General features: G+C 40.6%; 25 protein-coding genes and 1 riboswitch. Of the genes, 7 read left to right on the forward strand and 18 right to left on the reverse strand.

Features of this window, described 5'->3' with window-relative positions; all coding sequences use genetic code 11:
- Positions 1 to 23: 23 nt before the first annotated feature.
- Positions 24 to 1532, reverse strand: a complete 1509-nt coding sequence (gene glpK, locus O3599_RS01755) for a glycerol kinase GlpK (protein WP_153226478.1) — start codon at positions 1530 to 1532, stop codon at positions 24 to 26.
- Positions 1533 to 1691: 159 nt separating this feature from the next.
- Positions 1692 to 3119: a helix-turn-helix domain-containing protein gene (locus O3599_RS01760; protein WP_247939256.1), complete on the reverse strand. Its 1428-nt coding sequence runs from the start codon at positions 3117 to 3119 to the stop codon at positions 1692 to 1694.
- A gap of 164 nt (positions 3120 to 3283) precedes the next feature.
- Here O3599_RS01760 and hslO point away from each other — a divergent pair, with 164 nt between their 5' ends.
- From hslO to O3599_RS01775, 3 genes are read left to right on the forward strand one after another with little or no spacing between them, the layout of a single operon-like run.
- Entirely contained in the window at positions 3284 to 4156 is an 873-nt protein-coding gene (hslO, locus tag O3599_RS01765) for an Hsp33 family molecular chaperone HslO (RefSeq protein WP_000357854.1), read from the forward strand.
- Positions 4143 to 5123, forward strand: a complete 981-nt coding sequence (dusB, locus tag O3599_RS01770) for a tRNA dihydrouridine synthase DusB (protein ID WP_049501957.1) — start codon at positions 4143 to 4145, stop codon at positions 5121 to 5123. Before hslO ends, dusB begins: the two co-directional genes overlap by 14 nt.
- Position 5124: 1 nt before the next feature.
- A complete protein-coding gene (locus O3599_RS01775; RefSeq protein ID WP_049501958.1) occupies positions 5125 to 5676 on the forward strand; it encodes a cysteine hydrolase family protein in 552 nt (183 codons plus the stop codon).
- Positions 5677 to 5745: 69 nt separating this feature from the next.
- On the opposite strand, the gene O3599_RS01780 is transcribed toward O3599_RS01775, so the two are convergent.
- Entirely contained in the window at positions 5746 to 6444 is a 699-nt protein-coding gene (locus O3599_RS01780) for a hypothetical protein (RefSeq protein WP_247939257.1), read from the reverse strand.
- Positions 6445 to 6722: 278 nt separating this feature from the next.
- On the opposite strand from O3599_RS01780, the gene O3599_RS01785 reads away from it, so the two are divergent.
- Positions 6723 to 6953 carry a hypothetical protein gene (locus tag O3599_RS01785; RefSeq protein ID WP_004255357.1) on the forward strand — a complete coding sequence of 77 codons (231 nt, stop codon included), beginning with the start codon at positions 6723 to 6725 and terminating at the stop codon, positions 6951 to 6953.
- Between the two features lie 72 nt (positions 6954 to 7025).
- Here O3599_RS01785 and O3599_RS01790 read toward each other — a convergent pair whose 3' ends face one another.
- The 14 genes from O3599_RS01790 to O3599_RS01855 all read right to left on the reverse strand — a co-directional run bounded on the left by O3599_RS01790 (position 7026) and on the right by O3599_RS01855 (position 21063).
- Complete coding sequence (locus O3599_RS01790; RefSeq protein ID WP_247939258.1) at positions 7026 to 9458, reverse strand: ATP-dependent Clp protease ATP-binding subunit; 2433 nt, start codon at positions 9456 to 9458, stop codon at positions 7026 to 7028.
- 1 nt (position 9459) lies between these two features.
- Positions 9460 to 9918 (reverse strand): CtsR family transcriptional regulator, encoded by a 459-nt coding sequence (locus O3599_RS01795; protein ID WP_061759634.1) that lies wholly within the window; start codon positions 9916 to 9918, stop codon positions 9460 to 9462.
- A 118-nt stretch (positions 9919 to 10036) separates the two neighbouring features.
- A complete protein-coding gene (locus tag O3599_RS01800) occupies positions 10037 to 10765 on the reverse strand; it encodes an ABC transporter ATP-binding protein (RefSeq protein WP_247939259.1) in 729 nt (242 codons plus the stop codon).
- Positions 10765 to 11772, reverse strand: a complete 1008-nt coding sequence (locus tag O3599_RS01805) for an ABC transporter substrate-binding protein (protein WP_084865115.1) — start codon at positions 11770 to 11772, stop codon at positions 10765 to 10767. Before O3599_RS01805 ends, O3599_RS01800 begins: the two co-directional genes overlap by 1 nt.
- A 37-nt stretch (positions 11773 to 11809) precedes the next feature.
- On the reverse strand, positions 11810 to 12568 hold the full coding sequence (locus O3599_RS01810) for an ABC transporter permease (RefSeq protein WP_194250903.1): 759 nt from the start codon (positions 12566 to 12568) through the stop codon (positions 11810 to 11812).
- Positions 12531 to 12821 carry an MTH1187 family thiamine-binding protein gene (locus O3599_RS01815; RefSeq protein ID WP_371511799.1) on the reverse strand — a complete coding sequence of 97 codons (291 nt, stop codon included), beginning with the start codon at positions 12819 to 12821 and terminating at the stop codon, positions 12531 to 12533. The genes O3599_RS01810 and O3599_RS01815 overlap by 38 nt, the downstream gene beginning before the upstream one ends.
- A gap of 68 nt (positions 12822 to 12889) precedes the next feature.
- Positions 12890 to 12992: riboswitch (TPP riboswitch) on the reverse strand.
- Positions 12993 to 13069: 77 nt separating this feature from the next.
- Positions 13070 to 14167 carry an N-acetylmuramoyl-L-alanine amidase family protein gene (gene cbpD, locus O3599_RS01820; RefSeq protein ID WP_247939260.1) on the reverse strand — a complete coding sequence of 366 codons (1098 nt, stop codon included), beginning with the start codon at positions 14165 to 14167 and terminating at the stop codon, positions 13070 to 13072.
- Between the two features lie 88 nt (positions 14168 to 14255).
- Positions 14256 to 14522, reverse strand: coding sequence for a Veg family protein (locus tag O3599_RS01825; protein WP_001278169.1), 267 nt, complete (start codon positions 14520 to 14522; stop codon positions 14256 to 14258).
- 1 nt (position 14523) lies between these two features.
- Positions 14524 to 15876: a replicative DNA helicase gene (gene dnaB / locus O3599_RS01830; RefSeq protein ID WP_000852490.1), complete on the reverse strand. Its 1353-nt coding sequence runs from the start codon at positions 15874 to 15876 to the stop codon at positions 14524 to 14526.
- 43 nt (positions 15877 to 15919) lie between these two features.
- The gene (gene rplI / locus O3599_RS01835; protein WP_000864214.1) at positions 15920 to 16372 is read right to left on the reverse strand and encodes a 50S ribosomal protein L9; all 453 of its coding nucleotides are present in this window, start codon (positions 16370 to 16372) and stop codon (positions 15920 to 15922) included.
- Positions 16369 to 18342 (reverse strand): DHH family phosphoesterase, encoded by a 1974-nt coding sequence (locus tag O3599_RS01840; protein ID WP_247939261.1) that lies wholly within the window; start codon positions 18340 to 18342, stop codon positions 16369 to 16371. Before O3599_RS01840 ends, rplI begins: the two co-directional genes overlap by 4 nt.
- Positions 18343 to 18477: 135 nt before the next feature.
- Positions 18478 to 19026, reverse strand: coding sequence for a ribosome hibernation-promoting factor, HPF/YfiA family (gene hpf, locus O3599_RS01845; protein ID WP_004255322.1), 549 nt, complete (start codon positions 19024 to 19026; stop codon positions 18478 to 18480).
- Positions 19027 to 19105: 79 nt separating this feature from the next.
- On the reverse strand, positions 19106 to 19768 hold the full coding sequence (locus O3599_RS01850; protein WP_247939262.1) for a ComF family protein: 663 nt from the start codon (positions 19766 to 19768) through the stop codon (positions 19106 to 19108).
- Positions 19765 to 21063 (reverse strand): DEAD/DEAH box helicase, encoded by a 1299-nt coding sequence (locus O3599_RS01855; protein ID WP_371511802.1) that lies wholly within the window; start codon positions 21061 to 21063, stop codon positions 19765 to 19767. Before O3599_RS01855 ends, O3599_RS01850 begins: the two co-directional genes overlap by 4 nt.
- A gap of 56 nt (positions 21064 to 21119) precedes the next feature.
- Between O3599_RS01855 and O3599_RS01860 the strand changes: the two genes are divergently transcribed.
- The 3 genes from O3599_RS01860 to cysK all read left to right on the forward strand — a co-directional run bounded on the left by O3599_RS01860 (position 21120) and on the right by cysK (position 23236).
- Entirely contained in the window at positions 21120 to 21755 is a 636-nt protein-coding gene (locus O3599_RS01860; RefSeq protein WP_247939264.1) for a YigZ family protein, read from the forward strand.
- A gap of 15 nt (positions 21756 to 21770) precedes the next feature.
- On the forward strand, positions 21771 to 22214 hold the full coding sequence (locus O3599_RS01865) for a PH domain-containing protein (RefSeq protein WP_061088574.1): 444 nt from the start codon (positions 21771 to 21773) through the stop codon (positions 22212 to 22214).
- Positions 22215 to 22309: 95 nt separating this feature from the next.
- The gene (gene cysK, locus O3599_RS01870; protein ID WP_143952680.1) at positions 22310 to 23236 is read left to right on the forward strand and encodes a cysteine synthase A; all 927 of its coding nucleotides are present in this window, start codon (positions 22310 to 22312) and stop codon (positions 23234 to 23236) included.
- A gap of 248 nt (positions 23237 to 23484) precedes the next feature.
- On the opposite strand, the gene tsf is transcribed toward cysK, so the two are convergent.
- Positions 23485 to 24525, reverse strand: coding sequence for a translation elongation factor Ts (tsf, locus tag O3599_RS01875; protein ID WP_143952679.1), 1041 nt, complete (start codon positions 24523 to 24525; stop codon positions 23485 to 23487).
- Positions 24526 to 24562: the final 37 nt, after the last annotated feature.

Consider the following 24562-nt stretch of genomic DNA (forward strand, 5'->3'; position numbering starts at 1 on the left):
GATAATTGCATCAAGAAACAGTATTAGTCGTCGATTTCCGCAAAGACTTGAGTCGCTTTCACAGCCTTCTTCCAGCCCTTGTAGAGTTGTTCCTTGCGAGATTCGTTCATAGATGGCTCAAAAAGTTCCCCAGTTTCATTCAAGAGCTTCAACTCATCCAAGTCTTTCCAGTAACCAACTGCCAAACCTGCTAGGAAGGCTGCTCCTAGAGCTGTTGTTTCCAAGTTTTTAGCGCGTGCAATGTCAATTCCTAAAATATCAGCTTGGAACTGCATGAGGAAGTTATTCATGGCTGCACCTCCATCCACTTTCAATACTTGGATAGCTGTCTGAGCATCCACCTGCATTGTGTCAATGATATCACGTACTTGATAAGCAATTGATTGAAGAGTTGCCTTGATAAAGTCTTCCTTACTTGTTCCACGAGTCAAACCAAAGACAGAACCACGTGCGTTTTGGTTCCAGTATGGTGCTCCTAGTCCTGTAAAGGCTGGAACTACATAAACTTCATCATCATTGTGAGAATCACGAGCGTATTTTTCAGATTCTGGTGAGTTCTCTACCATACGAAGTCCATCACGAAGCCATTGAATCGCACTTCCTGCGATGAAGATAGAACCTTCCAAGGCATAGTAAACCTTGCCGTTGATTCCGTAACCAATCGTTGTCAAGAGGTTATTTTCAGACAGCTGCATCTCTTCACCAGTATTCATGATGATGAAAGATCCTGTTCCGTAAGTGTTTTTAACCATACCAGGCTCAAAGGCCAACTGTCCAAAGAGGGCTGCTTGTTGGTCCCCAGCCATACCTGAGATTGGCACTTCTCCACCATAGAAATGGAATGGAGCTGTCTTACCATAGATTTCAGAGTTAGAACGAACTTCCGGAAGCATAGCCTTAGGAATGTTGAGGATTTCCAGAATCTCATCATCCCATTTGAGTTCTTTAATGTTATAAAGCATGGTGCGGGCTGCATTTGAGTAGTCCGTCACGTGAGCCGCACCGTCTGTCAATTTCCAAACCAACCAAGTATCGATAGTACCAAAGAGCAATTCTCCTTTTTCAGCTCGCTCTTGGGCTCCTTCTACATGGTCCAAAATCCAACGAACCTTGGTCGCAGAGAAATAAGCATCGATAATCAAACCAGTCTTTTCATGGAATTTTTCCACATAGCCTTGGCTTTTTAGTTGCTCAGCCAAAGGTGCTGTCTGGCGTGACTGCCAAACGATAGCGTTGTAGATAGGAAGTCCTGTTTTCTTATCCCAGACGACCGTTGTTTCACGTTGGTTGGTAATCCCGATTGCTTCGATTTGATTTGGCTTGACACCACTTTCTATGAAAGCACCCGCAATAACTGACTGGACTGAGTTCCAAATTTCATTGGCATTGTGCTCTACCCAACCTGCCTGAGGAAAAATCTGAGTAAACTCTTTTTGACTCGAGCTGACCTTTTCTCCTTTTTTGTTAAAAATAATGGCACGAGAACTTGTAGTCCCCTGGTCAATGGCCATGATGTATTTTTCTTGTGACATGTGCTGTCCTCCTGATAAAGATCTTGAGGATGTCTCCTCTTTACACTAACTAGTATACAAAATAAAGCGCTTTCTTGTTTATCAACTTTTTTTAATTTTTAAAAAAATGTGAGGAGATTGTGTAAATTTCACAAAAAAGACCTGGAAGCACCAAGTCTTTTAAGTGAATAATAACTGACGAATCGCTGCCAAATCCTCCATATCCAAGTCGTTTTTTAAATAATAGACTGGTGTCTGTTCCTTCTTATGAATCGGGTTATTGGTAACCAGCAAATCATAATGCCGAGTTCGGTCATAAGCTTCAATAGTAATGAAACGATTATATTCCAAATACCGTTTCAAAATGGCTACCATCCTTGAAAAGACAAGAAAACCAGATGTCAAATCCAGACCAATCCGCATATGCTGGCCACCATTTTCAGCCATATATTCGATTAACTGCAGCCATTCCCAGAGAATTTTCTTATCCAAATCCGTCCCCTGCTGAAAGGCAGGTAAAGCATGAAAAATCTCCGCCGCCGTCTCCTTAAAATCATGTTCCATCAACAAATAAGGATGACGATTCTCCAACTGATACTTATAGCGATCCTGTAAAATATAGCCCTTATAGAGATAGACTTGAGCACAAAGCTGACTGAGTTCATAGGTGACATGGTCCTCTGTATAGTCCCCCAATAGTTCCTCCTTCTTCATTTCTTGAATCAATTGCGTCAGTAAATCTGCCAACTGCCCTCCAAAACCAAGAATATACTCCATTGTATGAAGAGGAAGAATGCGATGAGATAGGAGGAAAGAGAAGAAAATCATCATCTCCCCATCCTCAGTTCCCAGAGGAAGGTGTTGTCCAGCGAAAAAGGACGGAGCCTTTCGATGCAAACGAAGGTAGAAAATATTGTCAAAATACCCTCGCATTTTTTCTTCTATCACTTGGAACTGACAGGCGTTAACCCGAAGACGTTGTTGACTGATATGAGACCAGAGAACCAAGTCCAATTTCTGCCCTGCAGACAAACTCGCACCGCAGATTTCTTCTAGAGTAGCAATATCCTGCTTTCTCTCCGCTTTCTGCATATGACTTTCCCACTCCTGACTGGACCAGACCTTGCGGAAAAGACAGAAATAGAAATAGCGAATCTGATGCTCTGGACCTCGCCAACGTCCATTTTGAATAGATAAATCAAATTCTGACAAAATCTGATTTAAGCTAGCTAAGTGACGACCAAGCGTAGCCTCGCTAATCATCAATTCTTGAGCCAGCTGATGGGCTAAAAACTGTTGGTGGTAGAGAAGATAGACTAAAATTTGGTATTTTATGGCATTTTCTAAAAATAGGCTTCGGATATCTCTTCCCTTGGTAGTTGCACCGATCGATAGACGCAGATTTTCATCTTCTAAGTGAATAGTCAGCTCTAAGCCACTATCCAAAGCCTTGTCATTGAGAAGGGTGACATATTTGGTTAGGGTTGCTTTTGAAAATCCTGTTTCCTCCATCACAGCCTTGACAGTCGTCTGAGACTCTTGTAATAGAAAGGAAAGGATTGAAAATTGGCCAGATTCAACCTTTTCCATCAAATCTCCTAAATACATTTGTTACCCCTTTCATTTTCTACCTTAAGCATAGCATAAATCTTAGAAATGCTGAAATAATCTGTTTCTCTTTTTATTTTCATGCTGATTTCCTGGTCCATTATCCTAAAAATCAGCAAACACACGGCTCCCCCTTTGGGCATTTTTATGCTAAAATAGTAGCTATGGATAAAATTATTAAAACAATATCAGAAAGCGGAGCCTTTCGTGCTTTTGTCCTTGATAGCACAGAAACCGTCCGCACTGCTCAAGAAAAACACCAAACCCAAGCTAGCTCAACTGTAGCGCTTGGTCGAACTCTTATCGCTAGCCAGATTCTCGCAGCCAATGAAAAAGGAAATACCAAACTAACAGTGAAGGTACTGGGATCTAGCTCTCTAGGAGCCATTATCACCGTTGCTGATACCAAGGGGAACGTCAAAGGCTACGTTCAAAACCCTGGTGTTGACATCAAAAAGACTGCAACTGGTGAAGTCCTTGTCGGACCTTTTGTCGGCAATGGTCAATTCCTCGTTATCACAGACTACGGTACTGGAAATCCTTACAACTCTATGACTCCCCTCATCTCTGGGGAAATCGGTGAAGATCTTGCCTTTTACCTGACTGAAAGCCAACAAACTCCTTCAGCAGTCGGCCTCAATGTCCTTTTGGACGAGGAAGACAAGGTCAAGGTTGCAGGTGGTTTCCTAGTCCAAGTCTTGCCAGGAGCCAAGGAAGAAGAGATTGCTCGCTTTGAAAAACGCATCCAAGAAATGCCAGCTATCTCAACCCTTCTGGAAAGTGAAGACCATATCGAAGCCCTCCTCAAGGCTATCTACGGGGACGAGGCCTACAAGCGTCTTTCTGAAGAAGAAATTCGTTTCCAATGTGACTGTAGCCATGAACGCTTTATGAACGCTCTTGCCAGCCTTCCAAGCTCAGACTTACAGGAAATGAAAGAGGAAGACCACGGGGCTGAAATCACTTGTCAATTCTGCCAAACTACTTACAACTTTGATGAAAACGACCTGGAGGAACTCATTCGTGACAAATCTTAATACACCTTTTATGATTGGCAATGTTGAGATTCCCAATCGTACCGTTTTAGCGCCTATGGCTGGCGTGACAAACTCAGCCTTTCGTACTATTGCAAAAGAGCTCGGAGCTGGACTCGTTGTCATGGAAATGGTCTCTGACAAGGGAATTCAATACAACAACGAAAAAACCCTACACATGCTTCATATCGATGAAGGCGAAAACCCAGTCTCTATCCAACTTTTTGGTAGTGATGAAGACAGCCTAGCACGCGCAGCAGAATTCATCCAAGAAAACACCAAAACTGATATCGTCGATATCAACATGGGCTGCCCAGTTAACAAAATCGTGAAGAACGAAGCTGGTGCTATGTGGCTCAAGGACCCAGACAAAATCTACTCTATCATCAACAAGGTCCAATCTGTCCTGGATATCCCCCTTACTGTCAAAATGCGTACCGGCTGGGCTGACCCTTCTCTTGCAGTAGAAAATGCCCTCGCCGCTGAAGCTGCAGGTGTTTCTGCCCTTGCCATGCATGGACGTACCCGTGAACAAATGTACACAGGCCACGCAGACCTTGAGACTCTTCACAAGGTCGCTCAAGCACTGACAAAGATTCCATTCATCGCCAACGGTGACATCCGTACAGTTCAAGAAGCCAAACAGCGTATCGAAGAAGTTGGCGCTGACGCAGTCATGATTGGCCGTGCAGCTATGGGAAATCCCTACCTCTTCAAGCAAATCAACCACTACTTTGAAACAGGAGAAATCCTACCTGATTTGACCTTTGAGGACAAGATGAAAATTGCCTACGAACACTTGAAACGCTTGATTAACCTCAAAGGGGAAAATGTCGCAGTTCGTGAATTCCGTGGTCTCGCTCCTCACTACCTACGTGGAACATCTGGCGCTGCCAAACTACGTGGAGCCATTTCACAAGCTAGCACCCTAGCAGAGATTGAGGCTCTCTTGCAGTTAGATAAGGCTTAACATGGTTCATACTGCTCTACTGATTATCGATATGCAAAAAGCATTTGATAGACCTATCTGGGGAGAACGGAACAACCCTCAAGCTGAACAACAAGCATTGAGGGTACTGGCATACTTTCGTAAACACGCTCTTCCAGTCTTACATGTTCAACACATATCTGACAATCCCCAGTCCCAATTTCATAACAAACAAAATCAGGAGTCTAAAAGTGGATTTGAACCATTTGCTTCAGAACCTGTCTTTCAAAAAACGGTTAATAGCGCCTTTATTGGAACAAATCTTGAAACCTATTTACGAAAAAATCAGATTGGTCATTTAGTCCTTGTTGGTTTGACCCTGCCTCATTGTGTATCTACTACGACACGAATGGCAGCAAATCTTGGTTTTGAAGTCACTTTACTAGCAGATGCTACTGCCAGTTTTACCCTATCTAACAAAAACGGTCAGTCCATCTCTCCTGAGACTATCCATGAGATTAATCTCCTTTCTCTACAAGATGAGTTTGCTCAAATTCTTACTACAGAAGAATTTTTAACCCAAGTACAAGTATAAAATAATCCGTCAACTCTTATTGAGCTGACGGATTTTCTTTGACTGTAAAAATTCAAATACTGAGGGTTATTATTGACTCAAAGCAACACTGGAAACCTTACCATCCGCTCCTGTTGTAATTTGGATGACTTTTCCTCCACCAATTTTGGCATTATACTTACCATCATCAAGAGTATAAGAATAGCCTTTGATAGAGTAATTTTCTTTCTTTCCATCAGAAGATTCTACTGTAAATTGACCACCTGATGAAACTGTGATAGTTTCGCCATTTGCTCCCTTCCAATTGCCCGCTGCAGCTGAAAAATCACCATCTACCATGGTTAAAACACCCTTGTAGCGTTTATTTTGCTCTGCTTGTTTGTCTTGAAGTTTGCGGTCAGTTGTAGGATCATAGCTTGATTGGTTAGACTGGGCTTGAGGAGCTTGTTGAGTTGAAGGAGTCTGAGCAGAAGTTTGTTGACTAGCCGCCTGTTGATTAGACACTTCTTGACCCTGTCTTTGCTCTGGTGCAGGTGCCGCTTGTGATGGCGTTGCAGTTGCTGAAGATTGATCAGTAGATGCCTTAGCCTTTTCAGATGAAGCTGAACTTGAGGACTTCTGAGTCTTGCTTTCTTTGCTAGCAGAAGCTGCTTTAGAGCTTGATGATTGGCTTGTCTTAGCAGAACTGCTTGCTTGAGTTGTTTCCTTTTTATTTCCACAAGCTCCCAGTAGCAAGGTAGAAGCTAATACAGTCGCTGCCATCAATTTGATATAGGTTTTCTTTTTCATTTTTCTACTCCTTTGTAATATTTTAGAAATATAAAGAAATGTTTTTGTAATATAATTGTAACATTGTGATTTAAATATGTCAACAATTTATCTAAACTATTTTAAAAATCTTAAATACTTTAGATACATTTACTCCTCCTACTCTTCTATTCGTAATAAAATAGAAAAGCAGGAGATTTTCCTATTAAAAATTTGAATTTGTTTTTGTGTAATCGCTTGCACCTTTAAGTACAAAGGAATATAATAACATTGAAATAGAATATAGGAGGTGCACTCTTATGCTAAATAAGTATTATAAGTATCTTCCTTGGTTGATTTTGGGAGCAATTGGCTCTTATCAATCAGCCGCTTACTATGCGAGAACTGCATTTGATGTGTTTTATCTGACTACAATCTTTTTGATTGTTTATATCGCCTTGTTATTTTTACATGAGAACTATCTCAAGTATCGATACAAAGACTTCTTTACTCACCTGTTGAGCAATTCTAAGAGAGATAGCCATCCCTAAAACAGTCGCAACAGCAAATCAAACTAATAAAGGCAAATAAAGAGGTCGGGAACTTTTTCCCGGCCTCGCTTTTTATGCAATATCAAATTTTAACTGGCCTGCTTTAACACCAATCTTAAGTGTGCTGCCTGCCACCAAATCTCCCTTAAGAAGAAGTTCTGCCAACTTGTCCTCAACTTCTGTTTGCAGGGTTCTGCGAAGTGGACGAGCTCCCATCTCTGGGTCATATCCTTGATTTGCCAACAATTTCAGTGCGGAAGCTTGTAATTTCAAGTCAATGCCTTGTTCAGCCAAACTTGCAACTAAAGGTTTGACCATAATCTTCACCACTTCCTGCATATGGTCGCTAGACAGACTATGGAAGACCACCTTTTCATCAATACGATTGATGAATTCCGGTCTATAAGCCTTTTTCAACTCTTCAAACATGCGTTTTTCCATATTTTCCTGGTCAAAACGAATATCCTTAGCCCCAAATCCGACAGTCTTGTCATCCCGAAGGGCTGTCGCACCAAGATTTGACGTCATGATAATAATGGTATTTGAAAAGTCAACCTTGCGACCCTTGCTATCGGTCAAGACACCATCATCCAAGACCTGCAAGAGGACATTAAAGATGTCTGGGTGGGCTTTTTCTACCTCATCAAAGAGGAGAACAGAGTATGGTTTGTTGCGAACCTTCTCGGTCAACTCCCCACCTTCTTCATAACCCACATAGCCCGGAGGAGCTCCGTTGAGACGACTGGCTGCGAATTTCTCCATATACTCACTCATGTCAAAGCGGATAAGGGCTGATTCGTCATCAAAAAGAACTTCTGCCAGAGCCTTGGCCAATTCGGTCTTACCGACACCTGTAGGCCCTAGGAACATAAAGGAACCAATCGGACGCTTATGACTGCGAATCCCTGACTGGTTGCGGCGAATGGCACGGCTAATACTTGAAACAGCTTGATCTTGACCGATGACACGTTTGTGCAGTTCAGCTTCCAAGTTTAAGTATTTCTTAGCATCAGTCTGAGTCAGTTTTTGAACGGGGATACCTGACAAGCGACTCAAGGTGGTCAAAATATCAGACTCTGTCACCAAGTCTTTATAGACAGGCACTTCCTCTTCTTTTGCGATTAGCTGGGCTGCCTGTTTCCACTTGCCATCCATCAAGGCCTTGTCAGCTGGACTCAAACCTGAATCGTCTGCTTTTATATGCTTTGCCTTATTTTGCACTGTTGCTGCTGCCTCATCCAAAAGATCGATAGCAGAGTCTGGCAAGTGACGACTAGTCAAGTAACGATGTGCCATCTTGACGGCTGTTTCAACCGCTTCATCTGTGATTTGCACACGATGATGTTTCTCATAAGTCGCCTTCAAACCTTGCAAAATGGTCATGCTGTCTGCAACACTTGGCTCCTCAATCGTCACTTTGGCGAATCGACGAGAAAGGGCTGCGTCTTTTTCAATGTGTTTTTGGTACTCTTCTTGAGTGGTCGCCCCAACCGTTCTCAAAGTTCCACGCGCCAAGGCTGGCTTCAAGATATTGGCCGCATCCAGAGTTGAGTCAATTCCACTCCCGGAACCCATGATAGTGTGGAGTTCATCGATAAAGAGGATGACTTGCCCATCTTCTTCAATATCCTTAATGATATTATTCATGCGCTCTTCAAAGTCACCACGGAAGCGTGTACCTGCAACGACATTCATCAAATCAAGCTCTAACACGCGCATCTTAGCCATTTCCGCAGGTACATCACCACTAGCAATACGCTGAGCGAGCCCAAGCGCCAAGGCTGTTTTCCCGACACCAGCATCCCCAACCAAGACAGGATTATTCTTGGTTTTACGGCTCAAGATTTGAATCATACGCGAGATTTCCTTATCCCGACCGATGACTGGTTCTAACTTGCCAGAACGCGCTTGCTCTGTCAAATCATGCGTATAGTCCTCGAGACCACCACTCGGAGTCTGGGGCATGCCCATCATATTAGCCATAGAATTTTGCTTATCAGCTACTGTACGATGGCGTTGGCGTAGAGCCTTGAGATCTTCACGAGTCCAGCCTGCACGTTCTTCTAGATTTCGACGAAGGGTAGCAATCTTGACCTGATCTTTCTTGTCTTCATAAGAAAAACCAGCCCTCTCCAAGATACGAGTCGCCAAGGCATTGCCATCATGCAAAATCGCATAGAGGAGGTGTTCTGTCCCTAGCACCTTAGCATGGACCACTGACGCTACATACTCTGCTTCGTCAAAAAGAACCTGCAAACGATGGGAGAACGGCAATTCCGTAAAGGTTTCATCCTGGCTATAGTCCGTTTCAGTCAGTTCCAAAGCGACTTCTTCTAAACGGTCCATCTCATATGGATAATCATTTAAAGTCGCCCCTGCCACACTATAACTGTGATTGGACATGGCAATCAACAAGTGCCAAGACTCTAGGTAACGAGCTCCAAAATGGCCAGCCACCATGTAGGCACTTTCGATACATTCATTCAATGCTTTTGAATAGTTCATCTTACTTCCCTTTTCTATCTACCTCTTGTATGACCTGTCGTAGCATATTAGCTCGAACAACTGGAGCTTCTTCTCCTAGAACGCGATCCAAAGCTACTGATACTAGCAAAGTCATCTCCTGCTTGGTCATCAATTCCTGCTCAAGCAAAAGCTGGAGAATATCCTCATAAATTTCTTGACTAACCCGCTCACCAATCGAGTAAAGCAGCTCCCTGAGCATTTCATGATGACTAGAAAACTCAATCCGTCCTATACGAATATAGCCTCCGCCACCACGCTTACTTTCAACCAAGTAGCCTCTACTTTCAGTAAAGCGTGTCTTGATCACATAGTTAATCTGACTAGGGACAACCTGAAAGGTATCTGCCAACTGACTCCGTTGCAACTCCACGATACCAGATTGATCTAAAATCGCCTTGATGTAGGCCTCAATATGATCCGATGTATTTTTAAATCTCATTACAAACCCACCTCTCTCTTTGAACCTTGACTATCTTTGACTATTATACCGAAATTTTCTTATTTTTAAAAGAAAAAGGGCGCTAGTAAAGGATAATCTTCACCAACTCCCTATTTTTCTACTTATCTAAGCCTAATTCTGCCAAGATTTGACGTTTGTAGGCAATCTTTTGGACTTCCTTGTCCTCATCTCCAGACCAATCTAGTTTAATTTCTGAAACAATCTGCCCAGGGCGATTTTTCAAGATATAGATGCGGTCGCTGAGACTAAGGGCCTCCTCGATACTATGAGTAATAATCAATGTTGTCAGTTGCAACTGCTTGTGAATCTCAAGGTACCAAGCGTGGAGTTCCATCTTGGTCATCTCATCCAAGGCGCTAAAAGCCTCGTCTAAGAGAAAGAGCTTGTGCCCGAAAAGGTAAGTTCGAAGCAAGGCTACACGCTGACGCATCCCGCCACTGAGTTCATGAGGGTATTTATCTCTTACAGCTGTCAACTGGAAGGTCGCAAGAATGTCATCCGCGCGAGCAATAGCTTCAGCCTTATCCACTTTTTGAATCAAGAGGGGTAAAATGATATTACCAAGAACGGTCTTGTGCTCCAAGAGTAGATCCTTTTGCAACATATAACTCACCCGCCCCTTGGGATTCTCCTCACCGTCCAGAACAATTCGCCCTGACTGGACTTCTAAAATCCCAGCAATTAAGTTAAAGAGGGTGGTCTTCCCAACACCACTTGGACCTAAGATAGAAACCACTTCACCTGAAATCACCTGCAGGTTAATGTCCTCTAAAATCCTATCTTGACCATAGGCATAACTGACGTGTTCTAGTCTTATTTCTGTCATTATTTCACAAATTCGTTGGTGAAGCCTTTGTCTGTCAAATCTTCTTTAAGAATACCATTTTCTTTATCCCATTTGTAGAAGGCATTCCAGCGAGCTGCATCAAATTGACCCCATTTTTCCTTGTCGCTTGCGTATTCTTTTGACAAGTATTTTTGAGATTCGATGACAAAGTCACGTTTTTCCTGAAGTTCAGGTGCATTCTTGATGAGGATATCAGCTGCTTCTTCTGGATGCTCCATAGCATATTGGTAACCTTTTTTGATAGCTTGGATGACTTTGCGAGCTTCTTCTTTGTTGTCTTTCAAATAGTCGTTGTTTGCGATGATAACTGGTGAGTAGTAATCAAACTCCTTGACATAGTCTTTCAAGTACAAGAAGTTAGCATCTACACCTTGAGATTTTGCAAGGATACCATCCCAACCGTAGTAGATCCAAGCAGTATCAAAGACGCCATTAGCAATCGGTGTGATAGAGTTTGAGTCGTTATTTGGTACTTTTTCAACCTTCTCAAAGTCCCCACCTTGTGATTCTACCAAGGTTTTCAACATAGCAAGTTCAGTTGGGTCATTCCAAGTCCCGTATTTCTTACCAACCAAGTCCTTCGGACTAGCTACATTATCAGATTTACGAGAGATGATTCCTGATGTATTGTGTTCAACAATAGCTGCAACGGCAGTAATTCCTGCACCTTTTTCCAATTTTTTAGCCATGTAGTCTTGGAAATACACTGCAAATGGTGCCTTACCATTGATAACCAAGTCAGAAGAACTTTCTTCTGGTGGCAATTTCAAATCAACATCCACTCCAGCTTCTTTGAAATAACCTTTTTCCTTGGCAACATAAAGCCCTGTGTGATTAGTATTTGGTGTCCAGTCTAGGATAAAGTCAATTTTCTTGAGTTCTGCCTCTTTGTTGTCTTTAGAAGCAGTTCCTTGACCACAGGCCACAAGCACAACAGCTACAAGAGCTGTTAAAACAGTTAAAAACACTTTCCATGTTTTTTTCATTTTGATTTCCTCTTTTCTTTTTTGAAACATTCTAATTTTACGAACGTTTCCATTTAATAACATATTTTTCACTAATATCGACCAACTTCATACCCAAAAGGCTGATAATCGATACCAGAATAATAATAGCAAACATGGTATCATACTGAAACAGTTTCTTGGACTGAATCATGTAGACACCTAGTCCTTCAAAGCCTCCCAACCACTCAGATACCACTGTTGTGATAAAGGCGTAGGAGACACTGACTCTCAGACCTGCATAAAAGTAAGGCAGGCTGACTGGAATTTTAAAATGCCACAGGATTTGCCAAGGCTTGGCCCGCATCAGACTAAACAAGGTCAGCATATCCTTGTCACAATGCCTAAAACCGTCCAAAATGCTGACGATGATAGGAAAGGTTGTCGTCAAGATAATCAAAACAATCTTGGGCAAAATCCCATAACCGAGCCACAAGACCAGGATAGGAGCTATGGCAATGGTCGGAATGGTCTGGACGACCACCATCATTGGATAAATCAGGTCATTAAGCCAAGTCAAACTGTCCATAAGTACAGCCATGAGACAGGCAATCAAGACTCCCAAAACTAACCCCAGTAAAGCCACTCTCAAGGTGGCCCAGCTATGGTGCCAGAGAAATTCTCTATCACGAACAAAGGCCTGGAGAATTTCAAGAGGTGTCGGCAGGATAAACTTGGGGAGAAGTTTAAGAAAACCTGCTAACTGCCAAATTGACAAGACTCCGAGAAAACCCAATAGACTAATGTGTCGTCTCAGTATACTTTTCAAGTTTCTCATCAATACTTAAAATCTCTCCTACATTTATTTTGACATTGGCAAAAACATTATCTGCCTCCTGCCCTGCCACTTCTAGCGCTTCTTTGAGAATGCCCATAAGCTCATCAAACTCCCCTTCCAAGACCGTTTCAAATGGTGTCACCACCATAGTCACCTCTTGAGCTTGCAGATAAGCAATGACTTGATCGATAACAGCAATCCGATCAATCCCCTGTGATAGGGGTAAAATTTGCAAGGCGATGCTTGCTTTCATAAGAACCTCCTCTTCTCGTTTTCCTTTGACAAAAAGAAAAACCTTTGCCATATATGGAAAAGGTCAAGAGTAGACTAAGTATCGTTCCCTACGCTGGCATTACCCAGATCAGGTGCGGTCGAAGCTTAACGCTTCCTCTCAGACTGTACACAGACTCCCATATATTATATGGACATATGATAGCGCAAAACAAAAAAAATGTCAAGGAAACTGCTTACAGAAAAAGCAGGAAAAGTTTCCTACTTTTTCTATACTCTCACACCATCACTATTTACTCTGTGGCCATCCACTGTCGTATTAACAGCTAAGGCACCTGAAGAATAAGAATAATACCACTTACCAGAGACTTGATACCATCCTGTTTTCATTGCCCCTGAACTATCTAGATAATACCACACCCCATTTTCCTTTAGCCATCCTGTCTGCATTTCACCAGATGATTTCAAATAATACCAGCTAGAACCATCCTTCAACCAGCCTGTTGATTTAGACCCATTTGATTTGAAATGATACCAACTACCATTTATTTTCTTCCAACCGACAGTCAGAACATCGTTGGAACTCTCTTCTGGTTGATTCTGCGATGAAGAAACCTCCTCTAACTGGATATAGCGACGACTTCCATTATAAGCCGTATAACTCAACCACTTGTATCCATCTTTTTCGAGAATTTGATCATAATGCACATTCTCCCCAGGATAATAGTAATCAATCACAGTTGAGCTAGATAAAGGCTGATTTTTGATAGCAGCTTTAGCCTTAAAATAATGTGTTCCCCCTGTTAAAGTTGAGGATTGACTATTCCCAACACTTCCTCCAGCTAAATCTTTAAAATGAATAAAGCCAGTCATGGTATTGGCCTTCACAACGCGCTTGTTGTAAGATTCTCTTATTCCATAATTGTATTCCTCAATCTCAATCTCATCTCCTATTACATTTGACACCCAGGCAACATGACCATAAATTCCTGCAGTAGACCAAGCAATGGAGCCAATAGCCGGTGTATTGTCTACACGATATCCTTCACGACGAGCACGATAGCCCCATTCATTCGCATTTCCATAAGCTGCCGGAATCTCAAAACCATTGACATTACTCAAACGAAAGGCTGCAAAAGAAGTACACTGACGAGAATACATCCGCCACTTATCAATCTCCTGACTCCCATTTTTATAATACGCAGGATAATCATCCCCACGCGCAATCGATCCATTTCCTCCAGAATAGGCATATACACTATCACCCGCTGCTAGCATCAATCCTACTACTAAAAAAGGAACAACCTTTTTAACTGATTTTCTCAAAGAAAACCCTGTCTCTGTTACTTTAAATGGTGAAATTTTCATTCTTCCTCCTTGAAAAATAATATAAATCGAAGATTACCTTCACTTAAACTATTCGGAGAAAAAAGAAAAAGTGAGAAAATTTCTCACTTTAGTCAAGATAATGAATCAAATTCTTTTCTGTAAGGATATCTGAGTAAGTAAAGGATTCAACGTAAACATTAGCTTGTTTATCTCCTTCAACGTTTCCAAATTCAACGATAAATAGGGATGGATAAACCTCAATTAGCTTACCCAATCTATTTTTTTGGCGCTTACGACCATTCTCCAAAGTCATTTCTACGACTTGTCCCTCATGTGCCTTGATTTCTTCTTTGATTTTTTTCATCTTGGCTACATCTGTAAATGCATCTGACATCTTATGCCTCCCTCTTTGAGATACTTGAAAATTTATTGTATTCTTTTTGGAAAATTAATTCCACCGTTCCACGAGCTCCACTACGGTTTTTCTCGATAATAACTTCTACCTTATTATTTGGTATGCCTTCCTCTTCTTCACCACCACGCTCATAGTAATCGTCGCGATAAAGAAAGGCTACGATATCAGCGTCCTGCTCAATAGACCCAGATTCACGAATATCAGACAAGACCGGTCTCTTATCCTGACGTTGTTCTACACCACGAGAAAGCTGACTTAGAGCGATTACTGGAACTTTCAGTTCCTTGGCTAGGATTTTCAACTGACGTGAAATTTCTGAAACCTCTTGTTGACGATTTTCTCGACCAGTTCCCGTGATAAGCTGCAAATAGTCTATCAAAATCAAACCAAGATTTCCAGTTTCTTGAGCTAATTTACGTGAACGAGAACGAATCTCTGTAATCCGAATTCCTGGCGTATCATCAATGTAGATACTTGCATTAGCCAAATTGCCTTGAGCAATGGTATACTTTTGCCATTCCTCATCGGTCAATTGACCTGTACGGATAGAATGCGATTCCACCAAACCTTCTGCCGCCAACATACGATCCACTAAACTTTCCGCACCCATTTCGAGCGAAAAGATAGCAACCGTTTTGTCCAACTTAGTCCCAATGTTCTGAGCAATATTCAAGGCAAAGGCTGTCTTACCAACCGCCGGACGGGCTGCTAGGATAATCAACTCCTCCTCATGAAGTCCAGTCGTCATATGATCCAAATCACGATAGCCCGTAGCAATACCTGTAATATCAGTCGTTTGTTGAGAGCGAGCCTCCAGATTGCCAAAGTTGACATTCAACACATCTCGAATATTCTTAAATCCACTTCGATTAGCATTTTCACTGACATCAATCAGTCCTTTTTCTGCCTGAGCAATGATTTCATCAGCTGGTTGCGAAGCCTCGTAAGCTTGATTGACAGACTCTGTCAACTTGGCGATTAATCGCCGTAGCATGGCCTTCTCTGCAACGATTTTAGCATAATACTCCGCATTAGCAGAAGTTGGCACAGAATTGACAATCTCAACCAAATAAGAAAGGCCACCAATATTCTGCAAATCACCTTGATTATCAAGAATGGTACGAACTGTTGTTGCATCTATAGCATCGCCACGATCGGATAAATCTACCATGGCTTGGAAAATCAAACGATGGGCATACTTAAAAAAGTCCCGAGACTCAATATATTCTCGCACAAAAACAAGCTTACTCTCGTCAATAAAGATAGCCCCTAAAACGGATTGCTCAGCTAAGATATCTTGAGGTTGTACTCGTAACTCTTCTACTTCTGCCATCAGACTTCCCTTCCTTTTACAATCTTGTCAAGAAGGTGTAAATTTACCCTTCTTTCACACGAAGATTGATTACACTTGTGATATCTTGATAGATTTTCACTGGTACATCAATCAAACCAACTGCTCGAATAGGAGCTTGTACTTGAATATGACGTTTATCAATCTTAATTCCAAATTGCTTTTGCAATTCTTCTGCAATCTTCTTATTGGTAATAGAACCAAAGGTACGACCATCTGGACCAACCTTTTCAACAAATTCTACAACCGTTTCTTCAGCTTCAAGTTGGGCTTTAATTGCTTTTGCTTCTGCAATCATCTCAGCGTGAGCTTTCTCTTCGGATTTTTGTTTACCACGAAGTTCACCTACAGCTTGAGCAGTTGCTTCTTTTGCTAAATTCTTTTTGATAAGAAAGTTTTGTGCATACCCTGTTGGTACTTCCTTAATTTCGCCTTTTTTACCTTTTCCTTTAACATCTGCTAAAAAGATTACTTTCATTCTTCTTTCTCCTTTTCCTTTATTTCATTTAATACAATTTCTGTCAGTTTTTCACCTGCTTCTGACAAGGTTAAATCCTGAATTTGAGCTGCTGCTAAATTAAAGTGGCCTCCACCTCCCAGCTCTTCCATAATCCGTTGTACATTCAATTTACTACGACTTCGAGCTGAGATAGAGATAAATCCTTGTGTATTCTTTGCAAGAACAAAACTCGCTTCAATACCTGACATGGCTAACATGGTATCTGCTGCCTTACTAATAACAACTGTGTCATAGCATTTCGAGTCCTTAGCCTCTGCTATGAGTACATCTGAACCTAATTTACGACCTTGTAAAATAAGTTCATTGACCTCACGATATTCTTCAAAATCTGTCGCAGCCATTTCCTGAATAGCAATACTATCACTTCCGCGCGTTCTGAGATAGCTAGCAACATCAAATGTCCGACTGGTAACTCGCGAGGTGAAATTTTTAGTATCCAACATCATACCAGCCATCAAGACACTTGCTTGCATACGAGTCAGACGATTTTTCTTAGAATTTTGGAACTGGATCAATTCCGTTACCAACTCACTGGCACTACTTGCACCACTTTCGATATAAGTGATAACTGCATTATCTGGAAAATCCTGATCCCGTCTGTGATGGTCAATAACGATGGTTTGGGTAAATAAATCATAAAATTCTTTTGATAATGTTAAGGCAGTTTTTGAATGATCTACAAGAATCAACAAAGAACGATTGGTCACCATCCTCATTGCATCCTTAACAGACAGCAACTTCGTAACTCCTTCTTTTTCTAAGAATGAAACAGCTCGTTCAATATCCGGCGACATTTGTTCTTCGTCATAAATAGCATAGCTATTTTGAGTCACATTGCTGGCAAACAACTGCATACCTACAGCAGAGCCAAGAGCATCCATATCTAGATTTTTGTGACCAACTACAAAAACCTGATCCACACTACGAATCTTATCTGAAATAGCTGTCATCATAGCACGCGTACGGGTCCGTGTACGTTTGATTGAGGCAGCAGATCCACCACCAAAATAAACTGGATTTTTCGTTTCGTCGTTTTCCTTGACAACCACTTGGTCGCCACCACGCACTTCAGCCAAGTTCAAGTTGAGCAATGCAACTTTCCCTATCTCATCATGATTTCCATCACCATAAGAAAATCCCATACTTAAGGTCAAGGGCAACTGTCTCTGTTTCGCCTCTTCTCTGAATGCATCAATAACAGAAAATTTATCATTCATCAAGCCCTCAAGCACCGTGTAGTCCGTAAATAGATAAAAGCGGTCCATACTCACTCGACGAGAGAACATGGCATGCTTCCCAGCAAATTCTGAAACAAAATTGGCTACAAAACTATTGATATGACTGATATCAGACTCCGATGTTTCATCTTCTAAGTCATCATAGTTATCAACGGAGACAATCCCAATAACAGGTCTACTCGTAACTAACTCAACAGTCGCTTCGTATTCTCCAGACACATCAAAGAAATAAAGAACTCCAGATACCTTGTCCATATGAACCGAATAACGGATCTCACCTAAGGTAGCATAAGAACCTGGATTCCCCACAGAAGCCTTTATAATTGTTTGAATTAATGCAACATCAATCTCGCCCACTTCATTAGTCAAAATCAATTCAGCGTAAGGATTGAACCATTCAACTTCACCTGACGATAAGTCTAGTTTAATAACTCCGACAGGCATCTGTTCTAACAAGGTTGTCAAACTATCTTCAGCTTGGTGGTTTACATACTGGATTTGTTCTACTTCACTCTTTGAGTAGTAGTCTCTCTGATGGATGAATAGTAAAATATATGAACCCAAAATAAGTAGCAAAAGAAATAGCGTTACCAGTGTATTCGTTACAAAAACAAGTTGCACAGATAGCACTCCGAACGCCACTATTCCTAATATTAAGGGGAAAATAGGACTTACATAAAATTTTTTCATTCCAAACCTCTTGGCACCCATTATACCATAATAACCACCAAAAAGCGACTTTTTAAAAGTGTAATCAGTAATCCTATCAATTATAAGAAAAAGGAGGTTTACAATTCAGTAAACCTTCCTTTACACATATTGAAATTAAGATTCTTTAACTTCTAACAAGCCAATCTCGCCATCTTCACGACGATAAATCACATTGGTTGTCTGATCTTCAACATCCACATAGATAAAGAAATCATGTCCCAACAAATCCATCTGTAGAATAGCTTCTTCCAAATCCATTGGTTTTAAATCAATTTGTTTTGAACGAACAACTCTAGACTGGACAACATTTGTATCTTCCACCAAAGCATCTGTAAATAATTGACTAGTTGCTACCTTATTTTTATTTTTACGCTCGATTTTTGTTTTATTTTTACGAATCTGACGTTCAATTTTATCGGTTACAAGGTCAATTGAACCATACATATCTTGAGACACATCTTCTGCACGAAGAGTAATTGAACCAAGTGGAATCGTCACCTCCACTTTAGCAGTTTTTTCACGATACACCTTCAAGTTAACTCGAGCATCCAACTCTTGTTCAGCTTGAAAATACTTTTCGATCTTTTCGAGTTTAGAAACTACATAATCACGAATTGCTTCTGTTACTTCTAGGTTTTCACCACGGATACTATATTTAATCATATGAGTACCTTCTTTCTAAACATTTTTGTTTTTCTGATTTCATTATAACGCTTTCATTTTATTTTTGCAAATTTTTTCCTCATCTTACAAGGGAAAAAGTTTTTACATCCTCAGCACCAGCTTCTTCCAACAGTTTCTTCACACGATTTATAGTTGTTCCAGTCGTATAAATATCATCTATAAGTAGGATTTTCTTAGGAATGCTGACTCCACTTTTAAGAAAGAAAGGAAGTTCTGTTGCCAAGCGTTCTGAACGACTTTTAGAAGAACTAGCTCTCTCTTCTCTTTTATCTAATAAATCCAGATACTTGAAACCTGCTGCTTCAACTAAACCTTCAACCTGATTAAATCCTCTGTCAGCATATCTCTCCTTACTTAATGGAATGACTACAAATTGATACTCTTTGTACTTTTTCAACTCCTCACTTAAAAATGAAGAAAAAACTTTTCTTAAAAGGAAGTCCCCATCAAACTTATATCGACTGAAAAAATCTTTCATAGCTTGATTGTAAGTAAAAATCGCTCTATGATTGACCTCAACTCCTTCTTTACACCAAAATTGACAATCTTGACACTTTGTTGACAGTCCTATTTTCATACAGTTTGGACAGTTTTCTTCTCCAATCCTCTCAAAAGTAGAGTCACAGTCTGAACAAAGATAAGAGTCATCATTCTTCAGAAGTAAGAGACTACTAAAAGTTAAAACAGCCTTCATAGTCTGCCCACATAACAAACACTTCATAAGCCTGCCTCCTTGTTCATCTGCTGAATTTCCTTAATTGCCTTCTTGATTGAAGCATTTAACCCGTCATGAAAGAAAATCAAATCTCCTGTCGGTCTATCCATGCTTCGTCCAACTCGTCCACCAATCTGAATCAAACTAGACTTGGTAAACAGACGATGGTTGGTCTCTACTACAAAAACATCCACACAAGGGAAGGTAACTCCTCGTTCCAAGATTGTCGTACTGATAAGTATTGTCAGTTCTCCATCTCGAAAAGCTTGCACTTGCTCTAATCGATTTTCTGTTACAGAAGACACAAATCCGATTTTCTCATTTGGAAATTGCTCCTGTAAGATTTCTTTTAGCTGCTCCCCTTTCTTAATTTCTGATGCAAAAATGAGTAACGGATAAGCTGTCTTTCTCTGTTTCTCAATATAAGACTTTAACTTTGGTGACAAACGATTCTTATCCAAATAGCGATTAAAATCCGATAACCAAACTGGTTTAGGAATAATCAAAGGATTCCCATGAAATCGTCTAGGCAAGCTCAATCGTTTTAATTCTCCTATGCGAACCTTCTTATCTAACTCATCTGTCGAAGTCGCCGTTAAAAAGATTCTCAACCCATTCTCCTTTACACTATTCTTGACAGCATGGTAAAGCGTAGGATTGTCAACATAAGGAAAGGCATCTACTTCATCCACTATCAGCAAATCAAAAGCTTGATAAAATTTCAATAACTGATGGGTCGTCGCAACAACTAATGGGGTTCGGAAGTACGGTTCTGATTCTCCGTGTAGTAAAGCTATCTCGCAAGCAAAATCATCTTGCAGTCGCTTATACAGCTCCAAACACACATCGATTCTGGGACTGGCCAAACAAACTGCACCACCTTCATCAATCACTTTGGCCACAACTTGGTAAATCATTTCTGTCTTTCCAGCTCCTGTTACCGCATGTACCAAGGTTGGCTCCTGCTTATCTACTGCTCGAATCAGTCCCTCTGACACCTTCTCTTGAAAAGGAGTTAATTGACCACTCCATTTAAGAACATCTTGCTTCGGAAAATCCTCCTGCGGAAAATAGTATAAAGCTTGATCACTTCTAACTCGCTTCATAATTAAGCACTCCCGACAATAGTAAGCACCGATGGGCAAATACCATTCTTCTAGAATAGTACTATTACAACGTTGGCAGAACAATTTCCCCTTCTCCTTTCTCATTGCTGGAAGTTTCTCCGCCAACTGACATTCTTCTTCTGTTAATTCATTCTCCGTAAACAAACGACCGAGATAATTTGGATTTACTTTCATACTTCTTTATTCGTAAAAACCTAGCGCTTTAGATAATTTTTTAGTACAATTAAATCATGGAATTTAGAACAATTAAAGAGGACGGTCAAGTCCAAGAAGAAATCAAAAAATCACGCTTTATCTGTCATGCCAAGCGTGTTTATAGCGAAGAAGAGGCTCGAGACTTTATTACTGCCATCAAAAAAGAACACTACAAAGCTACGCACAACTGCTCGGCCTTCATTATTGGGGAACGTAGTGAAATTAAACGGACAAGTGATGATGGTGAGCCTAGTGGTACTGCTGGCGTTCCCATGCTTGGGGTGCTAGAAAATCACAATCTTACTAATATCTGTGTGGTAGTGACACGCTACTTTGGTGGCATTAAGCTAGGCGCTGGAGGATTGATTCGTGCTTACGCAGGCAGTGTTGCCTTAGCTGTCAAGGAAATTGGCATCATTGAAATAAAAGAACAGGCTGGCATTGCTATTCAAATGTCTTACGCTCAGTACCAAGAGTACAGTAACTTTCTTAAGGAACATGATCTTATGGAACTTGAGACAAACTTTACAGATCAAGTCGATACGATGATTTATGTTGATAAAGAAGAAAAAGATAATATTAAAGCTGCACTGGTGGAGTTTTTTAATGGAAAAGTTACTTTAACTGATCAAGGTTTACGTGAAGTTGAAGTTCCTGTAAACTTAGTGTAAACAAAGGAGAAAAATATGGCATTTGGAAAATTCATTCAAGGACTCGCTGGTAACTTTAGCGAGCAAAACAAAGAAACTCTTATCAAAGAATATGGACAATATCTACTGGAAAATGAAGAAATTCAAAGTGGATATAAACTGATTCGTGACTCAATTATATTTACAAATATCCGTATTATCTTTACAGATAAACAAGGCGCTACTGGTCGTAAGATGTCCATTAAATCAATTTTTTTGATGAATATTGTTAATGTTGAAATGGAAACTGCAGGAGCAGGTATAGATGATAGTGAAATAACGATTACTTATCTAGAAAATGTTTTTCTAAAAGCACATAATGAGCATTTTAGTGCTCATAAATTTGAATTTCCTAAGAAAACAGATATCGTTCCACTTTACACCTATTTACTAGAATTAGCTTATCACAATCGCTTGAAAATTAATGGCTTAGACCTATGATATAAAAAAATCCTATCGCTTCGATAGGATTTCTATATTTTACAAATGGTATAGATAGCGTTATACTAGAAATATCTTATACAAAGAGGTGTATTATGGCTATTTATAACAACATTACTGAACTAATCGGACAAACACCGATTGTTAAACTCAACAACATTGTTCCAGAAGGTGCTGCGGACGTTTACGTAAAGCTTGAAGCATTTAACCCTGGTTCATCTGTAAAAGATCGTATTGCCCTTAGCATGATTGAAAAAGCTGAACAAGACGGTATTCTGAAACCAGGTTCTACTATTGTTGAAGCAACAAGTGGAAATACTGGTATTGGGCTTTCATGGGTAGGTGCTGCTAAAGGGTATAAAGTTGTCATCGTTATGCCTGAAACGATGAGTGTAGAACGACGTAAAATTATCCAAGCTTATGGTGCTGAACTCGTCCTAACTCCTGGTAGCGAAGGAATGAAAGGTGCTATTGCTAAGGCCCAAGAAATCGCTGCTGAACGCGATGGTTTCCTTCCTCTTCAATTTGACAATCCAGCTAATCCAGAAGTACACGAAAGAACAACAGGAGCTGAGATACTAGCTGCTTTCGGTAAAGATGGATTAGATGCCTTTGTTGCTGGAGTCGGTACCGGTGGAACAATTTCTGGTGTTTCTCATGCACTCAAAACAGCAAACTCAAGAATTCAAGTTTTTGCAGTAGAAGCAGATGAATCTGCTATTCTGTCTGGAGAAAAACCTGGCCCTCACAAAATTCAAGGTATCTCAGCTGGATTTATTCCTGATACACTAGATACAAACGCCTATGATGGTATCGTTCGTGTAACATCAGACGATGCTCTCGCACTTGGCCGTGAGATTGGCGGAAAAGAAGGATTCCTTGTTGGTATTTCTTCAGCTGCAGCTATCTACGGAGCCATCGAAGTTGCTAAGAAATTGGGTACAGGTAAGAAAGTCCTTGCTCTAGCACCAGATAACGGCGAACGTTATTTGTCTACATCACTCTATGAATTTGAAGTGTAGTCTTCTAAATACATTTAGCCCTTATAATAGGGCTTTTTGTTTTAACTATAGTAGATTCAAATAAGATGTGAACAAATCGATTAAGAAAGTTAAATTAATTTCTAAAAATGTTTTAGCAGCCGTAGTGTACCATTCTAGTTTCAATCCACTATATTTCTAATTGAGTGAGTCTTGGCAAAAAACAATTTCAGGAGAAAATCTAAGATCTATACAACAAAAAAGGAAGCAATTTAGCTTCCTTTTTATTATTAGTTATTCAAGGCTGCTGCCATTGTAGCTGCAACTTCAGCTTCAAAGTCGTTTGCAGCTTTCTCGATACCTTCACCAACTTCAAAGCGAGCGAACTCAACTACTGAAGCGTTAACTGATTCAAGGTATGCTTCAACTGTCTTGCTGTCATCCATGATGTATACTTGTGCAAGAAGTGTGTAAGCTTGGTCAACTTTAGTGTTGTCAAGCATGAAGCGGTCCATTTTACCTGGGATGATTTTGTCCCAGATTTTTTCTGGTTTTCCTTCTGCAGCTAACTCAGCTTTGATATCAGCTTCAGCTTGAGCGATTACTTCATCAGTCAATTGAGATTTTGATCCATACTTCAAGTGTGGAAGAGCTGGTTTGTTAACCATTGCGCGGCTTTCATTGTCTTGGTCGATTACGTGGTTCAATTGTGCCAACTCATCTTTAACGAATTGCTCATCCAATTCTTTGTAAGAAAGAACTGTTGGTTTCATCGCTGCGATGTGCATTGACAATTGTTTAGCAAGTGCTTCGTCTCCACCTTCAACAACTGAAATAACACCGATACGTCCACCGTTATGTTGGTATGCTCCAAAGTGTTGTGCATCTGTTTTTTCAATCAACGCAAAGCGACGGAATGAGATTTTTTCTCCGATAGTTGCTGTTGCAGATACGTATGCAGCTTCAAGAGTTTCACCTGAAGGCATTGTCAAAGCAAGTGCTTCTTCATTATTAGCAGGTTTTCCTTCAGCAATAATTTTAGCTGTAGTATTTACCAATTCAACGAATTGAGCGTTTTTCGCAACGAAGTCAGTTTCAGCGTTTACTTCAATAACTGCTGCAACATTACCGTTAACATAAACACCAGTCAAACCTTCTGCAGCAACACGGTCAGCTTTCTTAGCTGCTTTTGCCATACCTTTTTCGCGAAGCAATTCAATCGCTTTTTCGATATCGCCTTCCACTTCAACCAATGCTTTTTTAGCGTCCATAACACCAGCACCAGATTTTTCACGCAACTCTTTAACAAGTTTAGCTGTAATTTCTGCCATTTTGATTCTCCTATATTTTTTAAAAATAGGAGAGCCG

Origin of the sequence: Streptococcus sp. 27098_8_103 (assembly GCF_041432345.1) — a bacterium.
GTDB lineage: Bacteria > Bacillota > Bacilli > Lactobacillales > Streptococcaceae > Streptococcus > Streptococcus mitis_BV.